This is a genomic window from Parabacteroides sp. merdae-related_45_40 (genome assembly GCF_001915675.1).
The window spans coordinates 35700-56248 of sequence record NZ_MNQY01000137.1 but is presented as its reverse complement, the minus strand read 5'-3'; the positions used below and the strand labels follow the sequence as shown (position 1 = coordinate 56248).

The window sequence follows — 20549 nt, the reverse complement described above, 5'->3', positions numbered from 1 at the left end:
GTTATGAGAGCAGTTGAAACAATAAAAAATATCTGGAAGATTGAGGATCTGAGAAATCGGATCCTCACCACTCTTTTATTGGTGGCTATATACCGTTTTGGTACGTACGTCGTTCTTCCGGGTATTGATCCTAAAGCGTTGACCGCTTTGCAGGAACAGACAAGAGGCGGATTGCTGGCGTTGTTGGACATGTTCTCTGGTGGTGCTTTCTCTAATGCTTCTATTTTTGCATTAGGGATTATGCCGTATATCTCCGCTTCCATTGTAATGCAGTTGATGGCAATTGCAGTTCCTTCTTTCCAGAAATTGCAGAGAGAGGGAGAGAGTGGTCGTCGTAAGATCAACCAGTGGACTCGTTATCTGACAGTGGCTATCCTTCTGTTCCAGGGTCCTACTTATCTTGTTAACTTAAGTGTACAACTGAAAGCCGCCGGAGCAGCTCTGCCTGCAGGTATATGGTTTACAATTTCTTCTACAGTTATTTTAGCTGCTGGAAGTATGTTTATCTTATGGCTTGGTGAAAGAATTACAGATAAAGGTGTTGGAAATGGTATTTCATTTATCATTTTAGTTGGTATTATAGCCCGTCTGCCGCATTCGTTGTTTCAGGAATTTGTTTCCCGGACGAGTGAGAAAACCGGTGGTCTGGTTATGTTCTTGTTTGAAATGTTGTTCCTTTTGCTGGTTATCGCAGGTGCGATCCTGTTAGTACAAGGTACTCGTAAAGTGCCCGTACAGTATGCAAAACGGATCATCGGAAATAAACAATATGGTGGTGCGCGCCAGTACATTCCTCTTAAGGTGAATGCTGCAAACGTGATGCCTATCATCTTTGCTCAGGCAATCATGTTTATTCCTATTTCAATCGTCGGTTTCTCAAGCACAGGCGAACAGTCTGGTTTCGTAGCTGCATTTATGGACAATACCGGATTTTGGTACAACTTCGTATTTGCTGTACTGATTATCTTGTTTACATATTTCTATACAGCTATCACGATCAATCCGACTCAGATGTCGGATGATTTGAAGAGAAACAACGGGTTCATTCCGGGTGTTAAGCCTGGAAAGAGTACCAAAGATTATTTGGATACCATCATGGACCGTATTACTTTGCCGGGAGCATTTTTCCTTGCAGTAGTGGCTATCATGCCTGCTTTTGCCCGGATTGCCGGTGTAAGTATGGAGTTCTCGCAGTTCTTTGGCGGAACATCTTTGTTGATCCTGGTTGGTGTGGTGTTGGACACACTGCAGCAAGTAGAAAGTCATTTGCTGATGCGTCATTATGACGGTTTGTTGAAGTCAGGAAGAATTAAAGGTCGCTCAGGCGCAGTTGGTGCTTATTAATTAGAATGATCTATTTAAAAACAGATGAAGAAATTGAGTTGATGCGTGCGGCGAATCAACTGGTGGGTAAGACGCTTGGCGAATTGGCCAAACATATCGCTCCCGGTGTCAATACGCTTCAGCTTGATAAGATTGCCGAGGAATTCATTAGAGATAATGGTGCGGTTCCGGCATTTTTAGGATACGGAGGTTTCCCAAATTCCATATGTGCTTCCGTGAATGAACAGGTTGTACACGGTATTCCTTCTTCGAAGACAATACTGAAAGAAGGGGATGTTATATCTGTCGACTGCGGTACGGTTTTGAATGGTTTTGTCGGTGACTCAGCCTATACGTTTTGTGTGGGCGAAGTCGATCCCAAAGTGAAAGCCTTGTTGAAGACAACAAAGGAATCACTTTACTTGGGAATTCAGCATGCCATTGAAGGCAAACGCCTCGGAGATATCAGCCATGCCGTACAGTTTTATTGTGAATCGAAAGGTTACTCTGTTGTCAGGGAACTAGTCGGTCACGGTATCGGACGAAAGATGCACGAAGAACCTGAAGTCCCCAATTACGGGCGTCCTGGTTGCGGCCCCTTGTTGCGTAGCGGTATGTGCATCTGCATTGAGCCGATGATTAATATGGGAAGTAAGAATGTCGCTTTTGAGAAAGATGGTTGGACGGTCCGTACGAAAGATAGAAAGTGTTCGGCTCATTTCGAGCATTGTATCGCAATCCGTCCCGAAGGTCCCCAGATCTTGTCTTCATTCGAGTTTTTAGAAGAAGTTTTAGGTAATAATGCAATTTAATTTGATTTAATTTTATATGGCTAAACAGTCAGCAATTGAACAAGATGGAGTTATTGTAGAAGCATTGTCGAACGCAATGTTTCGTGTAGAATTAGAGAACGGACATGAAATCACTGCTCATATCTCAGGGAAGATGCGCATGCACTACATAAAGATCCTTCCCGGTGATAAAGTAAGAGTTGAGATGTCTCCGTATGATCTATCGAAAGGTAGAATTGCTTTTAGATATAAATAAAAAAAACAACAAGATATGAAAGTAAGAGCATCTTTAAAGAAGCGTACTCCCGAATGCAAAATCGTTAGAAGAAAGGGACGCTTATACGTAATTAACAAGAAAAATCCTAAGTATAAACAACGTCAAGGATAATTTATTATTTTTGCAAAATAATTTAAGTAAGTAATATGGCTATAAGAATAGTTGGTGTAGACTTGCCACAAAATAAAAGAGGAGAAATTGCCTTGACCTATATTTATGGTATTGGTCGTAGCGCTTCAAAATCCATTTTAGACAAAGCAGGGATCGATCGTGATATCAAAGTAAAAGACTGGACAGACGATCAAGCTGCAAAAGTACGTGAAGTCATTGGCGCTGAATATAAGGTGGAAGGTGACCTTCGTTCAGAAGTTCAGCTGAACATCAAGCGTCTGATGGATATCGGATGTTACAGGGGTGTTCGTCACCGTATTGGTTTGCCTTTGAGAGGCCAGAGCACAAAGAACAATGCTCGTACTCGTAAGGGTAAGAAGAAAACTGTTGCAAATAAGAAAAAAGCTACTAAATAATAAGAATTGATATGGCAAAGAAAACAGTCGCAGCAAAGAAGAGAAACGTAAAAGTTGACGCTTACGGTCAAGCTCATATTCATTCTTCTTTTAACAACATTATTGTATCTCTTGCTAATAGCGAAGGTCAGGTAATCAGTTGGTCTTCTGCTGGTAAGATGGGATTCAGAAGTTCTAAAAAGAACACTCCGTATGCAGCCCAGATGGCAGCTCAGGATTGTGCAAAAGTAGCTTACGATCTTGGTTTGAGAAAAGTAAAAGTATTCGTAAAGGGACCGGGTAACGGACGTGAGTCTGCTATCAGAACTATCCACGGTGCAGGTATTGAAGTAACGGAAATCGTAGACGTTACTCCGCTTCCTCACAATGGTTGTCGTCCTCCGAAAAAGAGAAGAGTATAATTAACTATAGTTTCTTGAACATTGAATCCGGAATTGTGAATAGATTACACAAAGACCTTATCCTCTCTGTAGTCGCGGCTGCACGGTTCCAGATTCAGAACAGAACATTAAAACAATAAAAAAATGGCAAGATATACTGGACCTAAAACAAGAATTGCCCGTAAGTTTGGTGAGGCAATATTCGGACCGGATAAAGTTCTTTCAAAAAAGAACTATCCTCCCGGACAGCACGGAAATGCCCGCAAGAGAAAAACTTCCGAGTACGGAATCCAGCTTCGTGAGAAGCAAAAAGCTAAATACACTTACGGTGTATTGGAAAAACAGTTTAGAAACCTGTTTGAAAAGGCATCACGTTCAAAAGGTATTACCGGTGAAGTGCTGTTGCAGTTACTGGAAAGCCGTTTGGATAACGTAGTATTCCGTTTGGGTATTGCCCCGACGCGTGCTGCTGCCCGTCAGTTGGTTTCTCATCGTCACATTACAGTAGACGGTAAGGTTGTAAACATTCCTTCTTACTCTGTAAAAGCCGGTCAGGTTATTGGTGTTAGAGAAAAATCCAAATCTCTTGAAGTGATTGCCGACGCACTGTCAGGATTCAACCACAGCAAGTATCCTTGGATCGAATGGGATCAGTCTTCTTTAAGCGGAAAATTACTGCATCTGCCGGAAAGAGCTGACATTCCTGAAAACATTAAAGAGCATTAGCATTTCAAAAACCCGATAAAGTATTAATGTTGGAAGCGGACAATTTCTTCGGAAAGTTTGAATTTCGTCCGTTGGAACCCGGCTATGGTATTACTATAGGTAATGCTCTGCGCCGTATTCTCCTGTCGTCACTTGAAGGTTTTGCTATTACATCCATTAAAATCGAAGGGGTTGACCATGAATTTGGTACAATCCCCGGTGTTATCGAGGATGTGACAAACATTATCTTGAATCTGAAACAAGTACGGTTCAAGCATATTGTAGACGACATAGAGAATGAAAAAGTAAGTATTACTGTTTCGGGTTCGGAAGTGTTCAAAGCCGGTGATATTGGTAAACAGCTGACCGGATTCGAGGTATTGAATCCTGAGTTGGTTATTTGTCGTTTGGATCCGAACGCAGGTTTCCAGATCGAGCTGACGATTAACAAAGGTCGCGGATATGTTCCCGCTGATGAAAACAGAGATCCGAATGCAGACATGCACGTGATTGCAATCGACTCTATTTACACACCTATTCGCAACGTTAAGTATTCGATCGAGAACTTCCGTGTTGAGCAAAAGACGGACTACGAAAAGTTGGTTCTTGAAATAGCCACTGATGGTTCTATTCATCCGAAGGAAGCGTTAAAAGAAGCAGCTAAGATTCTGATTCACCATTTCATGTTGTTCTCAGATGAAAAGATTGCTATCGAGACAGTTGACACTGACGGTAATGAGGAATTCGATGAAGAAGTGCTTCACATGCGTCAGTTGCTGAAGAGCAAGCTCTCGGATATGGATCTTTCCGTTCGCGCATTGAATTGCTTGAAGGCCGCAGATGTTGAAACATTAGGTGAACTGGTTAAATTCAACAAGAATGACTTGTTGAAATTCCGTAACTTCGGTAAGAAGTCACTTACAGAACTTGATGAACTGCTTGAGAGTCTGAACCTTTCATTCGGTATGGATATCACTAAATATAAATTAGATAAAGAGTAAGTATAGCGATGAGACACAATAAGAAAATAAATCATTTAGGTCGTACGAACACTCACCGTAACGCAATGCTTTCAAACATGGCATGTTCTCTTATCAAGCATAAGAGAATCTTTACGACTGTTGCTAAAGCTAAAGCGCTCCGTAAGTTCGTAGAACCGCTTATCACTAAGTCTAAAGAGGATACAACTCACTCAAGACGTGTGGTATTCAGCAATTTGCAAGACAAATATGCTGTAACAGAATTGTTCAAGGAAGTATCTCAGAAGATCGGTGACCGTCCGGGTGGTTACACTCGTATCCTGAAGACTGGTAACCGTCTGGGTGATAACGCAGCCATGTGCTTCATTGAACTGGTTGATTACAACGAAAACATGTTGAAGACAGCTACAGCTAAGAAAGCGACTAAGACAAGACGTTCTCGTAAAAAGTCTACAGCTGCTGCTGAAACAGAAGCTCCTGTTGCAGAAGCACCGGTTGCAGAAGAAAAAGCTGCTGAATAAATTCCGGCTTATTCAACAAACAAATAAAAAAAGCCTGTCTGCCTTTCGCAGACGGGCTTTTTGCGTTTTACCAGAGCCTGACCCTAACAGACAGTCTCAAATAGAGGTTCATTCCTCTTCTCAAGATCTTGATAATCAGGTAGAGGAAAACTTTCAGGGCTGATGGGAGGTATTTCATCCGGTACAGGTTTAAAGTGGAACAAAAAATTCAACAAAGCCAAGATAAATTCAAGAACCTTTCTGATCTTCTTCATGATGGATAGTCGTTTAGAGTTTATAATACATTGCACTTGATGCGGGGTCGCAAAAAGACAGACCTTATCAATCAGATTTTTGTAGCGTCGGTTTTGATGCGATCCCGCGTCAAGCGCGGGAACAGGATCGTTTTGACCCCTCCCTACGGGGTGGTTGTTTGGTATGGCATACAGTTGAACCGTTATTCTCCGATTAACGCCATCACCGCCTGTATCGTTTGTGTGATCTGGATGATACTGTGCCGATACGTTTCCCGATTATCGCCGTTCAGTTCGCTGATGTAAGGACTGTAGGCGATCTCCTTTGCATAGGCCTGCGGGTCGTTGCTTACCTGCCAAGCGGAGCGATAATTGTTCCGTATCAAGCGGGCGAAATCGAGGAAGGAATTCTCTCGTGTGTCGTAGCGTCGGAAATTCAATGGATAGGAGGATGCCTTTACGGTAGTTTTCCCGCCATGCCAATAAGCGTTGCTGCATCCATAGGCGGTCAGTCCGAAATAGTTTCGGCACTCCTTTGCCAGATTGCTCGTTCCCCAGCCGCTTTCAAACGCCGCCTGTGCCAGAATGACCAGCGGATTCAGGTTGAAGGCGGCTCCTGCCGACACAGCTGCCGGTAGGCATTCTTTTACGAAGTTGATTTGCGCTGGTTTCATAATTCTCCGGGTCTGTCATCTTCACCACCTGCATTGGACTTATCTGTCTCTTGTCCAATACGTTCAATACTCACTTTGGCGATCATTTCGCGCAGCTTAACTCCCGGAGAATAGATTATTCGCGGCTTCCTGATCAATGATGCGTGAAAATCATCCGCATTTACCACTCCAGAGCTTCCGAGTGAGAGCCGGAAGTTGCCCAATGCACCCAATTGGACCACTTCGCCACGCAACAACGCTTCCTGCATGCAACGGATCAGTCCCAACAAGACGAGAGCCACGTCACCGTCGCTGGCTGTTGAACGGTCTGCCACCACATCGCAGATCGTGTCGAAATCCATCATACCAGTGACATTGGCCGAGGCATAATACCGCTTGGCATCGGTTGCCGCACCTTTGGTCAAGTCTTTTTTTAAAACAAGTTTGTACTTTACTGACATACGATTAATAGATTAAGGGTTAGTGATTTACTACATTACAAAGATACGGTGTCCTGAGGTCTGGCGGGAAAGGTATATACGGTTAGCTGAGGTTTTGGCGGTATTTCTTGTTTTTTTTGTAAAATAATTGTCGGATTCCTTGCATGGTACCAAAAAATGTCGTACATTTATAATGTATTAGAATGTTTAAATCAAAATTATTATGAATGATAAAAAAATAGAGCTTATATCGGCAAAAGGAGCCATGGGTGTTACCGAATTCGCGCTCCTTTATTTCCCGGAATCTCCCCCTGAGACTGCCTATAAAAGGATGTGGGTATGGATACGGACTTCGCGTGGTCTGAAAGAAAAACTTTTGGCTGCGGGATGGGTGAAATTCCAGAAACTTTATACGCCGAAGCAGGTCGCCTGCCTGGTTGAGCACTTGGGGGAACCTTAGAAAGAATAAACAACCGAAAGAGCCGCACGAAGCGTTCCTGCGGGAACTGTAGCCTTTCATTTAATACACAATAGTATGGTAATACAAAAAGAAGTCGAAGGTACTTACTTCGACTCTGCGTTCCAGACAGGGAGCGCCAGTTTGATGACCTTGAATCAGTACATCGGTAAGGTGAAGAGTGGTGAGTATGCGAGACCGATCGCCTATCTGCGTGGGCTTATCAAAGCCGGCAAGAAGGATGAAGCTGATGCTTACAAGAAAAAACTGCCCCTCTATGTCGCCGGCGGCGTGATGGAAGGAGGTCGTAAGTTGGAACACATGGCGCGCTATAGTGCTTGCATAGTGATCGATATAGACGATTCGCCTATACCCGTCCTTGAATTGCTCCGCCGGGCGGCTGAGCTCCCGTATGTGAAAGCCGGTCATGTCAGCCCTTCCGGGACCGGCGTCAAGCTCTTCATAATGGTCGACAGTGATTTGAAAAATCATAACTTGGCCTTTGGAGTCGTCAAACACCGTGTCGAAGTGGATCTTCCAGGCGTGAAGGTGGACGTCAGTGGAAAAGATCCGAACCGTGGCTGTTTCGCCGGCCATGATCCGAACGCTTTTTATAAGGAAGAATCTGAAGCGATCGAAATCCCCGTTGCTGATCCGGAGCCTCAGGCTGCTTCCGGACATTCCTCCGGAAGCGTGTGCTCCGGCACGCGGCTTTCGAACTACATTGACAAGTATGAACAAAGCAATACTTTTGTTGCCGGTAACCGTCATTCCTATCTTGTGAAGCTGTCCTCTGTCTTGAACAATGCCGGCTTTTCTCTCTACGACGCTGTCAGTGAGTGTGTCCGCCGCTACGGTTCGGCCGACTTTCCGGCTGCCGAGGTCGAGACAACAGTAAACGACATCTACCGACGCTACAGTGCCTCGCATGGGAGCTGTGCGTTCCGTCCGGACGGGACCAGTTCCGTCTCGAAGTCTGCCAAATCTGCCAAGTCTGCCACCCCCTTTCCCAAAATGGCACAAAAGGATGCAGAATACGGTGAATGTGATGATATAGAGCTGGATAACACCCTTCTTCCTTGCTTTGACGAGAATATCTACGATCACTTGCCACCTCTTCTCACGGACATATTGAAATGTGCGTACAGTCGTACGGATCGCGACATTTTGCTGATTTCTTCGCTGACGCTTCTGAGCAGCGTGTCTCCTGGTGTCAAAGGTTCGTTGGGCGAACACGATTACACACCTGCCTTTTATTCGATCATAACCGGCGGTTCTGGAAGTGGGAAAGGGCGTATCGCTGCCCTGCAACGGATGCTCGAACCCTGGCAACAGTATATTTATGACAATTCTCGTCACCAGGTTGAAGAATATGAAGAGTTGCAGGAAGCATACGATAACTACAAGATGCATAAACGTCAGAAACAGACCTCCAAACAGCCGCTCGGTCCGGCTCCGTCAAAGCCGAAGGTGGTGAAACAGAGAAACCTTGCGCTGACGGGTAACGTCACGCAGGCCCGGCTCGTGGAACTGCTCGAAGCCAACTATCCTTACACATCCTGCATGGTCGATACAGAGATGGAGACGGTCTTGAGCATGTTCTCGCAGGATTTTGGCAAGTATAACGATGTGCTGAACAAGTCGTATCATCATGAACCTGTAGGCAGCTCGACAAAAAGCAGCGGATCGTTCATGGTCAAACGGCCCAACTTGGCACTACTGCTGAGCGGTACTCCTGCCATGCTTCCCCGCCTGATCCCTTCGACCGAAAACGGTCTCTTCAGCCGTATTCTGATGTACCGCATACCGGGAAGCGGGACCTATCGTCCGTTGACTTCGGCCGACGATAGCCCGGCAGCATCCGAATATTTTGAAAGTTGGGGGCAGCGTGTGCTCGATATCGGAGTTTTTCTCGACAACTCTCCGACCTGGGTCAAATTTAGTGATGCCCAACGTAAACGCCTCGATCGTTTTTTCGAGCGCGAGTACTACAATGTCCGTTCTTTCGGTAACGAAGACATGGAATCGACGGTCCTGCGCTATCGTCTGGCTATTTTTCGCATAGGAATGCAACTGACCGCGTTGCGCAAGGGCGAGAGTGGTTGCTCGGAGCGTGTCTGGACGATCAGCGACGATGATTTCGCCACCGCCTTCCATCTCGGCAAGGTTTGTCTGCAACATGCCTATGTCGTGGCTACATCGTTGCAGAGTGCTTCGTCGGAAGTGCACTTCCGGTTTCCACACCATTTGCGCAACTTGTTTGTCTCCCTTCTTGATTCTTTCAAACGCATTGACGTGGTCAAGGAAGCGAATGTCCGTGAAATTTCAGAATCGACTGTCGATAAATTCCTTCGGAAACTGCAAAAAAATGACTTAATCATCTCAGAAGGAAATGGTTATTACCGGAAGACGGAACGGGGAAAGCAGGTCGTCGAAATTTAAAAAGGCCCCGGCAGACTTGGCGGACTTTGGCAGGTTTTTCACTGAAAATCCGAAAAACTTCAAAAAACAGACCGGTAAGCATCGGGTCAATGACGGACAAGCACCCTTTCGAAACACAGTAGGCATCGGGGTTTTCTCTAAAAAGCACCGATTTTTGAACGAAAGTGGTATTAATGAATTTTTAGAATGCTGTTTTTGTAGATAAATCTCTGTGGATGAGCTATTTGGTGGATGTAAAAATGACGAAAAAAAACGATCGTTTCTTTTCGTCATTTTTACACCACAAAAATACATATACTTTTTAAAACCACAACCCTTTTCCTGAAAAAAAATCTTATCTCTATATCCTTTCTTATCAATCAGATAGCAATTTAAGGACAAAAAAACACCTTTTCAACACGAACTCCAAAAAGAGGCGAAAAAAATGACGAAAAAAACGATCGTTTTTGCTATCAAAATACGAAAGTTAACACGTGTACATTATTAACGCGTGTACATATATATAGGACGAACATTTCAATTATTGTATTATTAATATTAAAGTTTAGATTATGAACAAGAAGATTTCTACTCTTTTGACAGCGGGCTTACTGATGGTAGGTGCGTTGTTTGGTTCTGCAAACGCTGCTCCTACAGCGGAAGCCGCAAAAGGTGATCTGCAGAATGGTGCAAAGTTCTACTTAGGTAACACAAATGGTTTCATCAAAGTAGATCAAACTTACAAAGTAAATGGAACGGCTGTTTCCACTTATAATGCTACAGGTGATCTTGCTATCGAAAATGCTACTTTGTTTGAAATTGCTGATTATGCTTACAATGCAATTGGTGACTTTTCTACGTTTACATTGAAAGCTGATGGAAAACCGTTTTATGTGACGAAAGCAAATGGTAATGCGTTAAGTGGTAATGTGACAGATGTTGCAACTGTTACAAACATCTTTACTGTAGAAGGTAAAGGATTGGATTTTACAAAACTTTCAGTTTTGAATTTGGCTGGTCAATTTGAAGTTAATTCAACTGCCGTTACGACATATGATGTAAGTGCTGCGGGAACAGCAGCTACAGCATGGGTTGCTAAAACAGACCTCACTGTCGATGATTTGAACGCCAACCTTTCCGGTCAAGGCTTCAAGTTTGCATTCCCAAATGCAGTTTCTGATCCGGATGTCAATCCGTTTGCAGATCAGATGATTGCTGTAGATGCATCTACTGTAGATGCTGCATTGACTGTAAGTGTAATTTCTACTCCTGCAACATCTGGTATGTATTTTGTTAAAGCTGACGCTGCCGGTAAGAAACTGTTGGTAACAGGCTTTACAAAAGCACAGGTTGAAGCTGCCACATTTATCGTATTGAATCCGGAAAAGAACTTTGGTATCACAGGCTTGGATGCTGCAACTGGTGAAGGCTACGACTTTACAACTGTAAAAGGTAACAAGTTGGCCGATAACAACGTTAAGAAAGATGGTAAAGTTGCAAGCGTGAACGGTGTTTTTGCTGTTTCAGAAGACGATCCTCAGAATGCAGAAGGTGAATATACGATTACATTGGCTTCTGCTAAAGTTGAAGGTAATGACAACACGGCTGCTTCAAACTTGTTTGTAGGTGCTTACTCTTTGACTACAGGTGGTATCAAGACTTATATCACGACTGTTGGTTTCGGTAACGCCGACAAACTGTCTTTGGCTATGACAACAAGCAACACTTGGGCTGCTGCTGCTGACGTATTGAAAGCAGACGATGCTGCTATCTACAACATCTCTTTCTTGGGAACTAAGCCGGCTAACACTACTGCTGCTGCTGCTTCTTTGTATGGCAAATATTTGATCCCGACTTATGGTGCTGCTGCATTCGGCGCAGCCGTAGCAGCTCCGGAAGATGTAGATGTAAATGCTCCGTTGGCTCAGTGGGTTGTTTCTGCTGTTAGTGGACGTAACTTCGAATTCAAAAACCGTGAAACAAACGTGACTTTCACTGTCAGCATGTATAAGACTGACAAGGCTGGCGAATATGCAATCAGTACTGCTGCATTGAGCACAGGTACTGCTGTTACAGGTATTGTTGCAGGTTCTGTGAACTTGACCGATATTAGTAACTGGAAATATCAGATTGTCAAACTGACTCCGACAACTGAAAGCGAAGGTTTCTTAGCATTGACAGATGCACAGTTGAGCCAGCAGACTGAATTGGTATTCAACGGTACTGGTTCGGTAACGGTTGAAAAGCTGTACATGGCTTACAAAGGTACTAGTCCTTACTTTGTTCCTATCAACAATCCGGCTTATAGCGTTCAGTGGATGTTTGAAAAGGCTGAAAGCGTAAAAAATAAGATGAAATATGCTTATCTGGACGGAACAGATGTAAAACAGAAAGACTCTGTTGTAAACGTTGCGACTTCTTATTTGCTGTACAATTTGAAGAACGATAATTCTAAGCAGTATTTTGGTGGTGTTACTAGTGATTATAAAGCTGCAACTGCTAAAGACGATGCCAAACGTGTATTCTTCAAGAAAAATGTAGATGGAACGTATGCTATGATTGAGTTGGGCAAAACTGATATTACAGCTGGAAATGATGAAGTAAATTACAGTGGTCTGATTAAGTATGATGCTAACAAATGGTCTGTAAATACAACAACTGCTGTTTTTGACGCTGCTTCTGCAACTTTGGATGAACTGAATGCTCCTTATTCAGCTGTAACGGTTGACTTTAACGCTCTTTCTGAATCATTGGAAGCTGTAGCACGTCACGCTACATTCAATAGCGAAGAAGGTGCTGTTGCTGTGAAACAGAACAAGAACGGTATCTTGGAAGGTATTATCGGCGAAGGTATGACATTCTGGTTGGATACAGCTGATATCGACAAGGATTTCCATTCTTTCTATATCTCTAAAGGTAATGGTGAAGAAGAAGCAAGAGACTTCTTGTATTTCGCAACGGATTCTATGCTTCATTGGGATGCTAACAAGGCTGATTATGTATATAATGTAAACTATGCTTTGGAAGGTTCTTATACAGAAGTAGATGGAAGTGATGGCGATTTGAAAGCTATTTTCCGTCCGGCAACATTGGCTGGTCTTGACACAATCTCTACGACTGTAAACGGCGAGACTGTTTTGGTTGCAGAAGAGGAAGAAGAAGATGTATGCTTGGGTGGTGTTGATAACTTCAAGTTCTACATTATGAAAGCTTCTGAAAGCAGCTATGTAATCAGACCGATTTCTGCTCCGAATTATTATTTGTACAACCTGAACGGTAAGTTAGGCTTTACAAATCAGGTGGAAAAAGCTCTGGTTGTTACATTGGGCGAAGGCGATGCAACAGCTAACGAGGACGTGGAAGTTGCAACAGTTAAAGTTGTATCTGGCGAAGGCAACGTAACAATTGCCGGTGCTGCCGGCAAGAAAGTTGTCATCAGCAACATCTTGGGCCAGGTAGTGGCTAACACGGTTGTTTCTTCTGACAACGCTACAATCGCTGCTCCGCAGGGTATCGTAGTTGTAGCTGTTGAAGGTGAAGAAGCTGTAAAGGCTATCGTTAAATAACGGTTGATACTAAAAAACAATACTGTCTATCGTAAGGGCGGTTCACGTACCGCCTTTACAGACATATGACATTTTATAATCAAATAATTCTAAATATCACCGTGCGGTATTTCCCGGACAGCCGGCCTTGCAGCCGTTACTTGGGAGCGACCAATTACCCCGCGAGGGGGAACAAGCGGTGAATATTAATACTAAAGTTAATGAAATTATAAGAAGTTCTTCTGCCCTTCCTTCTGTGAAGACCGGAGGCAGACAAAAAACAAGCCCCTGCAATCGTTTGGTTGCAAGGGCTTCGTTATATGATTACGTTGCAGTTCTTCTTGATCCTTCAAGGCTGTAATTCATTTCAATAGCGCCTCTACCTCTTTTTCCGGCAGTCCCGCAGTTTTGGCGATGGTGGCAAGATCCATGCCTGCTTGCTTCATGTTCAAGATGATTTTGCGCATTCCTTCGGTGATGCCTTTAGCTATTCCTTTTTCCTCCCCCTCCTCAAAACTTGTAGCCATGCAGGCAGCCAGGTCGCGTTCGGCTGCAATGCTTAGTTCGTATGCTAAGCGTTCTTTAGCGCTCATGCGTTGTAGTTCGATAGCGCTTTTGAGTTTTCGCAGGAGTTTGTCGTTTTGTATTGTTTCTTTTGATAACTGTCCCATAATGTCTATGTTGTTCATCGTGTATAAAAATTTTTTGTAAAACGTATCGCATTCCTCAAAGTTCAAGTTGAACTTTGGAAGCTCCAAGTAGATCTCATTCAGTGTTTCGCTGAACGGAATTTTCAGTTCACGGTCCATGCGCACGACATCCCAACGATATTTGTCTGTGTAGCGCGTATCGAGCCGGAAGTCCAAAAAGCAGACTACATACACTTTGTTGATATGATAGTTCCACCGTCTTCTCTCCTCCTCCTTTGCCAACCGGAACTTCTCGCTTTCTATATCAGCCTGCATTTGTATAACAAACGAAGCGTAGTAAAGTACACGGTCGGAGAAGTACTTTTGTCTCTTTTTCTGGATTTCGACAATGAAAAGCTCTCCATCCGATCCTTCACAAAACAAATCGAATACAGCTTTCCTGCTATCAGTATTGTTGCCTTGCATTTCCACGTTGTGGAATATGATATCTTTGATATCCTTGTTAAGCAGGCTGTTCAGGAAGCCGATTGTAAGCTCCTTGTTCGACACAGTGCCGAAAAACCTTTTAAACGCGTAATCCGATTTCGGATCAATAAACATGTCTGATTTCATAGTTTGACAGGTTTTAGGTCGCTATCCAATGCCGGATAGTGTAACAAAGATAATCGTTTATCTGAAAGCCGGAAAGTTTTGTTCGGAAAAAGTAGGGGAGGTGGCATTTCCTTTTGGGATTCGTTATGTATAAACATTCTATCGCATTATGAACGCTTTAGAATGTCGGATCGAATTGTCGATGTCGTTGTAAATGGGGCGATAGACAATATTGATCCCCTTTCCCCAACAAAGCCTCGTCCTCTTTTGTTATATTTATACGAAAGATAAAACTCAAATAGTAAAAGTATGGAAATTGTAAAAGTAGTAGGACGAGAAGTTCTTGATTCACGTGGTAACCCGACTGTTGAAGTAGATGTACATTTGGCTTCCGGCGCTTTTGGCCGTGCAGCTGTTCCCTCTGGTGCCTCTACCGGTGAAAACGAAGCAATCGAGCTTCGTGATGGCGACAAAAAACGCTATGGTGGCAAAGGCGTTCTGAAAGCTGTCGATAATGTAAATAATGTAATTGCTCCCGCTATCCTGGGCATGAGCGCCCTGAACCAGCGTGAGGTCGACCATAAACTGATTGAACTCGACGGTACGAAGACAAAGTCTAATTTAGGCGCCAACGCCATGTTAGGCGTTTCTCTGGCTGTTGCCAAGGCGGCAGCTAACTATTTGGACCTGCCTCTTTACCGTTATATCGGCGGGACGAATGCATATGTATTGCCTGTCCCGATGATGAATATTATCAATGGCGGTTCGCATTCTGATGCCCCGATCGCTTTCCAGGAATTTATGATCCGTCCGGTTGGAGCTTGCTGTTTCCGTGAAGGTTTGCGTATGGGGGCCGAAGTCTTCCATGCTTTGAAGAAGGTGTTGCACGATCGCGGCCTGAGTACGGCTGTCGGTGACGAAGGTGGTTTCGCTCCTGCTTTGGATGGAACGGAAGACGCTTTGAACTCCATCATGGCCGCTATTAAAGCTGCCGGATACGAGCCGGGTAAGGATGTGACGATCGCTATGGACTGTGCTTCTTCCGAATTCTATCATGATGGCGTATACGATTATACGAAATTTGAGGGAGCCAAAGGTGCTAAGCGTACTGCCGAGCAGCAGGTCGCTTATTTGTCCGAATTGGTTGCTAAATACCCGATCGACTCTATCGAGGACGGCATGGACGAAAACGACTGGGCCGGTTGGAAACTGTTGACTGAAGCGTTGGGAAGCAAATGCCAGTTGGTCGGTGACGACCTGTTCGTGACAAACGTAGAATTCCTGAAGAAAGGCATTGAGGAAGGCTGTGCCAATTCTATTCTGATCAAGGTGAACCAGATCGGTACGTTATCCGAAACACTGGATGCAATCGAAATGGCACACCGTAACGGTTATACTTCCGTCACTTCGCATCGTTCGGGTGAGACTGAAGATGCTACGATCGCCGATATCGCTGTTGCTACCAATAGCGGACAGATCAAAACCGGTTCTTTGAGCCGTTCGGACCGTATGGCGAAATACAACCAGTTGCTCCGTATTGAAGAAGAGTTGGGTGACTTGGCTGTTTATGGGTATAAGACTTACAAGAAGTAAGAATCTCTGTTAATGATTTAGATGTAAGTGAAGAGGGTTGCGTCAGTTTTTGGCGCAACCCTCTTTTTTTATTTATTTTCTCCATCTTTCGATTAACCGGCCTATCTCTCCGATCCAGAGAACCAGAGAAGTCGAACCGATAATGGTTCCCCAGTCTTTCCAAGATAACGGGACGACACTGAACATCTCGCCGCCGAACGTGACGATCAGATATTGCCCGGCGATGATAAGCAGGGCCACCGTCAGGAAACTCTTGCTCTCTTTGAGGTTGGCGAATGCCGAGCGGTCTTCCATAAACGCTTTTGCATTGAACATATTCCAGAATTGAAGCATCACGAAGAAACTGAAGAACCAGGATAGGTCGTGCGGCGTCAGTCCATCCTGTGCATGGAAGCGGAGCAATAACCCCATCAAAACGATTACGAATGCGAGACCGACACCGAAAATGTTGTAAGCCATCGGGCGGGTAATGATAAAGTCGCCGTCCTTACCGCTTCGGCGGGGTTTGTCTTTCATCACCCGTTCGTTAGGCGGTAGCGAAGCCAGTGCACCGGCGGCAAATGTATCCATAATCAGGTTTACCCAAAGCATCTGGGTGATCGTGAGCGGAGATTCGGTTCCTAACAGGGAGCCCAATAAGACGATCAGACAGGCCGCCACATTGATTGTCAACTGGAACAACAGGAATTTCTGGATGTTCCGGTACAGGGAACGTCCCCACATCACCGCACGGGTAATGCTACTGAACGAGTTGTCTATGATCGTGATGTCGCTTGCCTCTTTTGCCACGGAGGTTCCGTCTCCCATAGATAGTCCGACCTGTGCGGCTTTCAGGGCCGGGGCGTCGTTGGTACCGTCACCTGTGACGGCCACTACGGCTCCTTTTTGTTGCAACAATTGTACCAGGCGTTGTTTGTCAGTCGGGCGGGCGCGGCACATGATCTTCAAGTCGAGCACGCGATCCAGCGCTTCTTCGTCAGTCAAGGCTTCGAAGCCTGGGCCGGTGATGATGTTGCGTTCGGTGTCTCCGGTCTTCCAGGTTCCGATCTGCCGTCCGATCTCTTTAGCCGTTCCCGGAGTGTCGCCGGTCACGATCTTGATGTCGATGCCGGCATCAAGGCAACTTTGGACAGCAGCCGGAACATCAGCACGGACAGGGTCGGAAATAGCGACGATACCTAAATAAGTAAGGTCCGTCTTGTGCAGTCGTCCGTTCACGAAAAAAGTGGCATCCTGCCCGTCTTCCAGTATCTGATAGGCGAATCCCAACGTACGCATAGCTTGGTTCTGATAGTTCAGCAGTTGCTTTTCGATACCGGCTTTGCATTCTTCTACCGGTTTGTAGGTTCCGTCGATAGCCACCCGATTGCTGTTCGCCAGTACGATTTCCGGGGCACCTTTGACATACAGCACGCGTTTGCCCAATAAGGATGATTGTACGACTGTTGCCATATATTTCCGTTCGGTGGAGAATGTCAGTTGGTCCAGTATCCGATCATTTTCTCTTATTTCCAGATAATTCTGATGTTGGCTGTTCAACCATAGCAGCAAGGCTGCTTCCGTCGGGTTCCCCAATGTTTTTATCTTTTCTTCGGAGAAATCGAGGAAGGCAGTCGAATTGACCGATATTCCTTCTTTGATTAGCACGCTCAGTTCATCGTCTACCAATTTCTGGTCTTTCAGGTTGTAAAAGTTCGTTTGATATACCTGCATCTGGTTTTGCGTAAGTGTCCCGGTCTTATCGGTACAGATAACCGTGGTAGCCCCCATTGTTTCGCAGGCATGCATTTTACGGACTAGATTGTTTGTTTTCAGCATGCGGTTCATGCTGAGTGCAAGGCTGAGTGTCACGCTCATCGGCAAGCCTTCCGGTACGGAAACGACGATTAACGTGACGGCTACCATAAAGATATTCAGGATGTGCGAGATCAAGTCCATGACCGGCATCCCGGATGAGGACAGCAAGACTTTTGTCAGCAGCGCAATGAAAGTGATGGCAGCAATCGCATAGCCGGCTTTACTGATCACCTTTGCCAACCCTGCCAGCTGCATCTGCAACGGTGTGTCGATATTATTTTCTATCTGCGAGCCTTCATACACTTTCCCGTATCCGGTTTCATCGCCGACTTTCTCCACTGCCATTACACCGTGTCCGTCAACGACGGTCGTTCCGCGCATGACTACATTGGACGGGTAGGTCGCTTCTTCGTCGAAGTCGGCTTCATTTGTCGTCTTGCTGATGATCGGTTCGCCGGTCAGTGTCGATTCGTTAATCTGGAGGGAGATTGCTTCCAATAAATGTCCGTCGGCAGGGACTTCTTCTCCCGTTTCAAGTACGACTATATCGCCGACGACAACCTCTTTTCGCGGAATTTGGCAGATATTCCCTTCACGGATCACCTTCACGAAAATATCATCATTGACCGTGTTTAAAACATTGAATGCCCTGTTTGCTTTGACTTCGAAAAAGAAGCCGACACAAGATGCCAACATGATTGCAAAGAATATGCCGATCGGTTCGAGGAAGGCAGTGAAGCCTTTAGCCTCCGGTCCCCAACAATGTACGCCGGCGATAATCATGGATAAGAACCATGCCACCAATAGGATCTTGATAATCGGGTCATTGAATTTTTCAAGAAATTGGCTCCATAGAGAGGCTTTCTCTGGAGGAGTGAGGATATTTTCGCCGTGAAGGCGCCTGCTTTCTTCTACTTCTTGTTTGGTTAATCCTTGATACTGATGTTTTTTCTCCATAAAATTATTAATCTGTTTCAGAAAATTGAAGGGACAAATAAAGCAAAGTTAAGGGACATATACAAATGCAAGTAGTTAATGTTTGAAATCGGATCGTAATCAAGTCTTTGTTTTTAAGGTAATTTAATGATAAACGAATAAACCTTTCAAGGCTTAGAATTGTCTTATATATACATAGGCAAATAATAGTGTTTAGTTATTTAAGGTTATATGAGAAACATTAGGTTATTCTTTTTTGTAGGGATTGTTCTTTTTTTCGGGGGACAATCCCTTTATTCTCAAAGTAAGAAGGAAAGGGAAGAACAGAAAGCAAAAGAAATAAAGGAAATGATAGAAAACGGTCGGTTTACGATCGAGGTAGATCGGGCGTTACCAATGGGAGGACGTACGGTTCATCTGACGACTCCTTATTCTCTTGAAATGCGCGGTGATTCGGCGATTTCTTATCTGCCTTATTTCGGTAGGGCATATTCTTTACCGTATGGTGGAGGTGACGGGATGCGTTTTGAAGAATCAATTACCGATTATCAATCAACCTTCGATAAGAAGGGGACCGCTCGAATTAAATTCGTAGCCCGTACCAAAGAAGATACTTTCCGTTTCGATGTGCAAGTATTTTCAAATGGTTCCGCGATCATAAGCGTTACGCCGACTAATAGGCAGAATATCACATACCAGGGAGAACTGGCTCCGAAGAAGGAGGATTGAGCAGACGCCCCTGCCGCGCATTTCGTTCTGAAATACGTTTATTTACCTTGGCTGTAAATTCAAAATTCTTAAGCCCCCAATCTGGTGCAATCAGCAACTCTTTAGGGGATTGTGATACGAACCTCTCTACGACAATAGAGGGGTTTAATCGTTCTATGAAGTCAATGACCAAGTCGATGTATTCATCGGCGGTATAGAGATGAAACTGTTCGGGGTGTTCCGCCTGTTCCCTAGCCATGCGCGTGCCTCGGATAAGTTGCAACTGGTGAAGCTTCAGTGTTGTGAGCGGAAGGGCGGACAGAATGTCGGCATGGTGTAATATCTCTTCCCTGCTTTCTCCCGGAAGGCCTAAGATCAAGTGGGCTCCCGTGTATATGTTCCGGGCCGCTGTGCGGCGGATGGCCTCTTCCGATTCGGCATGTGTATGTCCCCGGTTGATACGGGTTAAAGTACGGTCCAGCGTGCTCTCCAGGCCATATTCGATCATCACGAACTTCTTTTGGGATAAAGTGGAGAAATAATCCAATAGTGCGTCCGGCATGCAATCCGGCCGTGTTCCGACGATCAGTCCGACGACACCCGGACAGGCGAGTGCTTCTTCATATTTAGAAGTCAACGAATCCAGTTCGTCATACGTGTTTGTATAGGCTTGGAAATAGGCTAGATATTTCATCTCCGGATATTTGCGGGAGAAAAAGCGAACGCCTGCTTCCAGTTGTTCCGTTACACTTTTTTCTGTATGGCAATATTCCGGGCTGAACGTCTGATTGTTGCAGTAGGTACAACCGCCGAAACCTTTCGTCCCGTCGCGGTTCGGACAGGTAAAGCCGGCATTGATTGATATCTTTTGCACTTTATAAGGAAATACTTCCCGCAGGAAATCTCCGAATTCACGATATGGTTTGCTGTTTTCCATAAGGGCAAAGATAATAAATCCGCAAGAATGTAGTAACTTTGCAATCCGTTCTAACTGAAATATTAAGATAAAAATAGAATCATA

At 44.8% G+C, this 20549-nt stretch carries 19 protein-coding genes and 1 pseudogene; 14 read left to right on the top strand and 6 right to left on the bottom strand.

Annotated elements, in window-relative coordinates:
- Positions 1 to 3 precede the first annotated feature (3 nt).
- The 9 genes and pseudogenes from secY to rplQ all read left to right on the top strand — a co-directional run bounded on the left by secY (position 4) and on the right by rplQ (position 5504).
- Positions 4 to 1344: a preprotein translocase subunit SecY gene (gene secY / locus BHV83_RS19890; RefSeq protein WP_005634771.1), complete on the top strand. Its 1341-nt coding sequence runs from the start codon at positions 4 to 6 to the stop codon at positions 1342 to 1344.
- 5 nt (positions 1345 to 1349) lie between these two features.
- Positions 1350 to 2135: a type I methionyl aminopeptidase gene (gene map / locus BHV83_RS19885; RefSeq protein ID WP_046451666.1), complete on the top strand. Its 786-nt coding sequence runs from the start codon at positions 1350 to 1352 to the stop codon at positions 2133 to 2135.
- 16 nt (positions 2136 to 2151) lie between these two features.
- Positions 2152 to 2370: a translation initiation factor IF-1 gene (infA, locus tag BHV83_RS19880; protein WP_005634776.1), complete on the top strand. Its 219-nt coding sequence runs from the start codon at positions 2152 to 2154 to the stop codon at positions 2368 to 2370.
- Positions 2371 to 2385: 15 nt separating this feature from the next.
- Positions 2386 to 2502: a type B 50S ribosomal protein L36 gene (ykgO, locus tag BHV83_RS19875; RefSeq protein WP_005645768.1), complete on the top strand. Its 117-nt coding sequence runs from the start codon at positions 2386 to 2388 to the stop codon at positions 2500 to 2502.
- Between the two features lie 35 nt (positions 2503 to 2537).
- Positions 2538 to 2918: a 30S ribosomal protein S13 gene (rpsM, locus tag BHV83_RS19870; protein WP_005634778.1), complete on the top strand. Its 381-nt coding sequence runs from the start codon at positions 2538 to 2540 to the stop codon at positions 2916 to 2918.
- 11 nt (positions 2919 to 2929) lie between these two features.
- The gene (gene rpsK / locus BHV83_RS19865; protein ID WP_005634781.1) at positions 2930 to 3319 is read left to right on the top strand and encodes a 30S ribosomal protein S11; all 390 of its coding nucleotides are present in this window, start codon (positions 2930 to 2932) and stop codon (positions 3317 to 3319) included.
- 123 nt (positions 3320 to 3442) lie between these two features.
- Positions 3443 to 4024, top strand: coding sequence for a 30S ribosomal protein S4 (gene rpsD, locus BHV83_RS19860; protein ID WP_286757936.1), 582 nt, complete (start codon positions 3443 to 3445; stop codon positions 4022 to 4024).
- Positions 4021 to 5004, top strand: a pseudogene (locus BHV83_RS19855) (DNA-directed RNA polymerase subunit alpha); the annotation flags it as partial. The gene rpsD and the pseudogene BHV83_RS19855, both read left to right, overlap by 4 nt.
- Positions 5005 to 5012: 8 nt before the next feature.
- A complete protein-coding gene (gene rplQ / locus BHV83_RS19850) occupies positions 5013 to 5504 on the top strand; it encodes a 50S ribosomal protein L17 (RefSeq protein WP_005634787.1) in 492 nt (163 codons plus the stop codon).
- Between the two features lie 83 nt (positions 5505 to 5587).
- Here the strand turns inward: rplQ and BHV83_RS19845 are convergent, their stop codons facing one another.
- The 3 genes from BHV83_RS19845 to BHV83_RS19835 form a co-directional block, all read right to left on the bottom strand.
- Positions 5588 to 5758, bottom strand: coding sequence for a hypothetical protein (locus BHV83_RS19845; protein WP_286757935.1), 171 nt, complete (start codon positions 5756 to 5758; stop codon positions 5588 to 5590).
- Between the two features lie 182 nt (positions 5759 to 5940).
- Entirely contained in the window at positions 5941 to 6411 is a 471-nt protein-coding gene (locus tag BHV83_RS19840) for a glucosaminidase domain-containing protein (RefSeq protein WP_005651335.1), read from the bottom strand.
- On the bottom strand, positions 6408 to 6851 hold the full coding sequence (locus BHV83_RS19835; protein ID WP_022322663.1) for an HU family DNA-binding protein: 444 nt from the start codon (positions 6849 to 6851) through the stop codon (positions 6408 to 6410). The genes BHV83_RS19840 and BHV83_RS19835 overlap by 4 nt, the downstream gene beginning before the upstream one ends.
- 202 nt (positions 6852 to 7053) lie before the next feature.
- On the opposite strand from BHV83_RS19835, the gene BHV83_RS19830 reads away from it, so the two are divergent.
- The 3 genes from BHV83_RS19830 (at position 7054) to BHV83_RS19820 (ending at position 13274) form a co-directional block, all read left to right on the top strand.
- Positions 7054 to 7290 carry a DUF4248 domain-containing protein gene (locus BHV83_RS19830; protein WP_005634795.1) on the top strand — a complete coding sequence of 79 codons (237 nt, stop codon included), beginning with the start codon at positions 7054 to 7056 and terminating at the stop codon, positions 7288 to 7290.
- Positions 7291 to 7365: 75 nt separating this feature from the next.
- Complete coding sequence (locus BHV83_RS19825) at positions 7366 to 9729, top strand: DUF3987 domain-containing protein (protein WP_286757934.1); 2364 nt, start codon at positions 7366 to 7368, stop codon at positions 9727 to 9729.
- 551 nt (positions 9730 to 10280) lie between these two features.
- Complete coding sequence (locus BHV83_RS19820; RefSeq protein WP_286757933.1) at positions 10281 to 13274, top strand: DUF6383 domain-containing protein; 2994 nt, start codon at positions 10281 to 10283, stop codon at positions 13272 to 13274.
- A 341-nt stretch (positions 13275 to 13615) separates the two neighbouring features.
- Here BHV83_RS19820 and BHV83_RS19815 read toward each other — a convergent pair whose 3' ends face one another.
- The gene (locus BHV83_RS19815) at positions 13616 to 14515 is read right to left on the bottom strand and encodes an Rpn family recombination-promoting nuclease/putative transposase (RefSeq protein ID WP_005634804.1); all 900 of its coding nucleotides are present in this window, start codon (positions 14513 to 14515) and stop codon (positions 13616 to 13618) included.
- Positions 14516 to 14803: 288 nt separating this feature from the next.
- Between BHV83_RS19815 and eno the strand changes: the two genes are divergently transcribed.
- Positions 14804 to 16087, top strand: a complete 1284-nt coding sequence (eno, locus tag BHV83_RS19810; protein ID WP_005634808.1) for a phosphopyruvate hydratase — start codon at positions 14804 to 14806, stop codon at positions 16085 to 16087.
- A 72-nt stretch (positions 16088 to 16159) separates the two neighbouring features.
- On the opposite strand, the gene BHV83_RS19805 is transcribed toward eno, so the two are convergent.
- Complete coding sequence (locus BHV83_RS19805) at positions 16160 to 18841, bottom strand: calcium-translocating P-type ATPase, PMCA-type (protein ID WP_286757932.1); 2682 nt, start codon at positions 18839 to 18841, stop codon at positions 16160 to 16162.
- 210 nt (positions 18842 to 19051) lie between these two features.
- Between BHV83_RS19805 and BHV83_RS19800 the strand changes: the two genes are divergently transcribed.
- The gene (locus BHV83_RS19800; RefSeq protein WP_005634812.1) at positions 19052 to 19549 is read left to right on the top strand and encodes a DUF4251 domain-containing protein; all 498 of its coding nucleotides are present in this window, start codon (positions 19052 to 19054) and stop codon (positions 19547 to 19549) included.
- On the opposite strand, the gene mnmL is transcribed toward BHV83_RS19800, so the two are convergent.
- Entirely contained in the window at positions 19509 to 20465 is a 957-nt protein-coding gene (gene mnmL, locus BHV83_RS19795) for a tRNA modification radical SAM protein MnmL/YtqA (RefSeq protein WP_005645788.1), read from the bottom strand. The genes BHV83_RS19800 and mnmL overlap by 41 nt on opposite strands.
- Positions 20466 to 20549: the final 84 nt, after the last annotated feature.

What these genes read in the sequence shown, in the direction of transcription:
- BHV83_RS19840 (WP_005651335.1), bottom strand. Translation starts at nt 6,411, where the DNA reads ATGAAACCAGCGCAAATCAACTTCGTAAAAGAATGCCTACCGGCAGCT.
- rpsK (WP_005634781.1), top strand. Translation starts at nt 2,930, where the DNA reads ATGGCAAAGAAAACAGTCGCAGCAAAGAAGAGAAACGTAAAAGTTGAC.
- BHV83_RS19825 (WP_286757934.1), top strand. Translation starts at nt 7,366, where the DNA reads ATGGTAATACAAAAAGAAGTCGAAGGTACTTACTTCGACTCTGCGTTC.
- BHV83_RS19830 (WP_005634795.1), top strand. Translation starts at nt 7,054, where the DNA reads ATGAATGATAAAAAAATAGAGCTTATATCGGCAAAAGGAGCCATGGGT.
- ykgO (WP_005645768.1), top strand. Translation starts at nt 2,386, where the DNA reads ATGAAAGTAAGAGCATCTTTAAAGAAGCGTACTCCCGAATGCAAAATC.
- map (WP_046451666.1), top strand. Translation starts at nt 1,350, where the DNA reads ATGATCTATTTAAAAACAGATGAAGAAATTGAGTTGATGCGTGCGGCG.
- rpsD (WP_286757936.1), top strand. Translation starts at nt 3,443, where the DNA reads ATGGCAAGATATACTGGACCTAAAACAAGAATTGCCCGTAAGTTTGGT.
- BHV83_RS19815 (WP_005634804.1), bottom strand. Translation starts at nt 14,515, where the DNA reads ATGAAATCAGACATGTTTATTGATCCGAAATCGGATTACGCGTTTAAA.
- rplQ (WP_005634787.1), top strand. Translation starts at nt 5,013, where the DNA reads ATGAGACACAATAAGAAAATAAATCATTTAGGTCGTACGAACACTCAC.
- mnmL (WP_005645788.1), bottom strand. Translation starts at nt 20,465, where the DNA reads ATGGAAAACAGCAAACCATATCGTGAATTCGGAGATTTCCTGCGGGAA.
- eno (WP_005634808.1), top strand. Translation starts at nt 14,804, where the DNA reads ATGGAAATTGTAAAAGTAGTAGGACGAGAAGTTCTTGATTCACGTGGT.
- BHV83_RS19800 (WP_005634812.1), top strand. Translation starts at nt 19,052, where the DNA reads ATGAGAAACATTAGGTTATTCTTTTTTGTAGGGATTGTTCTTTTTTTC.
- BHV83_RS19835 (WP_022322663.1), bottom strand. Translation starts at nt 6,851, where the DNA reads ATGTCAGTAAAGTACAAACTTGTTTTAAAAAAAGACTTGACCAAAGGT.
- BHV83_RS19845 (WP_286757935.1), bottom strand. Translation starts at nt 5,758, where the DNA reads ATGAAGAAGATCAGAAAGGTTCTTGAATTTATCTTGGCTTTGTTGAAT.
- BHV83_RS19805 (WP_286757932.1), bottom strand. Translation starts at nt 18,841, where the DNA reads ATGGAGAAAAAACATCAGTATCAAGGATTAACCAAACAAGAAGTAGAA.
- BHV83_RS19820 (WP_286757933.1), top strand. Translation starts at nt 10,281, where the DNA reads ATGAACAAGAAGATTTCTACTCTTTTGACAGCGGGCTTACTGATGGTA.
- infA (WP_005634776.1), top strand. Translation starts at nt 2,152, where the DNA reads ATGGCTAAACAGTCAGCAATTGAACAAGATGGAGTTATTGTAGAAGCA.
- rpsM (WP_005634778.1), top strand. Translation starts at nt 2,538, where the DNA reads ATGGCTATAAGAATAGTTGGTGTAGACTTGCCACAAAATAAAAGAGGA.
- secY (WP_005634771.1), top strand. Translation starts at nt 4, where the DNA reads ATGAGAGCAGTTGAAACAATAAAAAATATCTGGAAGATTGAGGATCTG.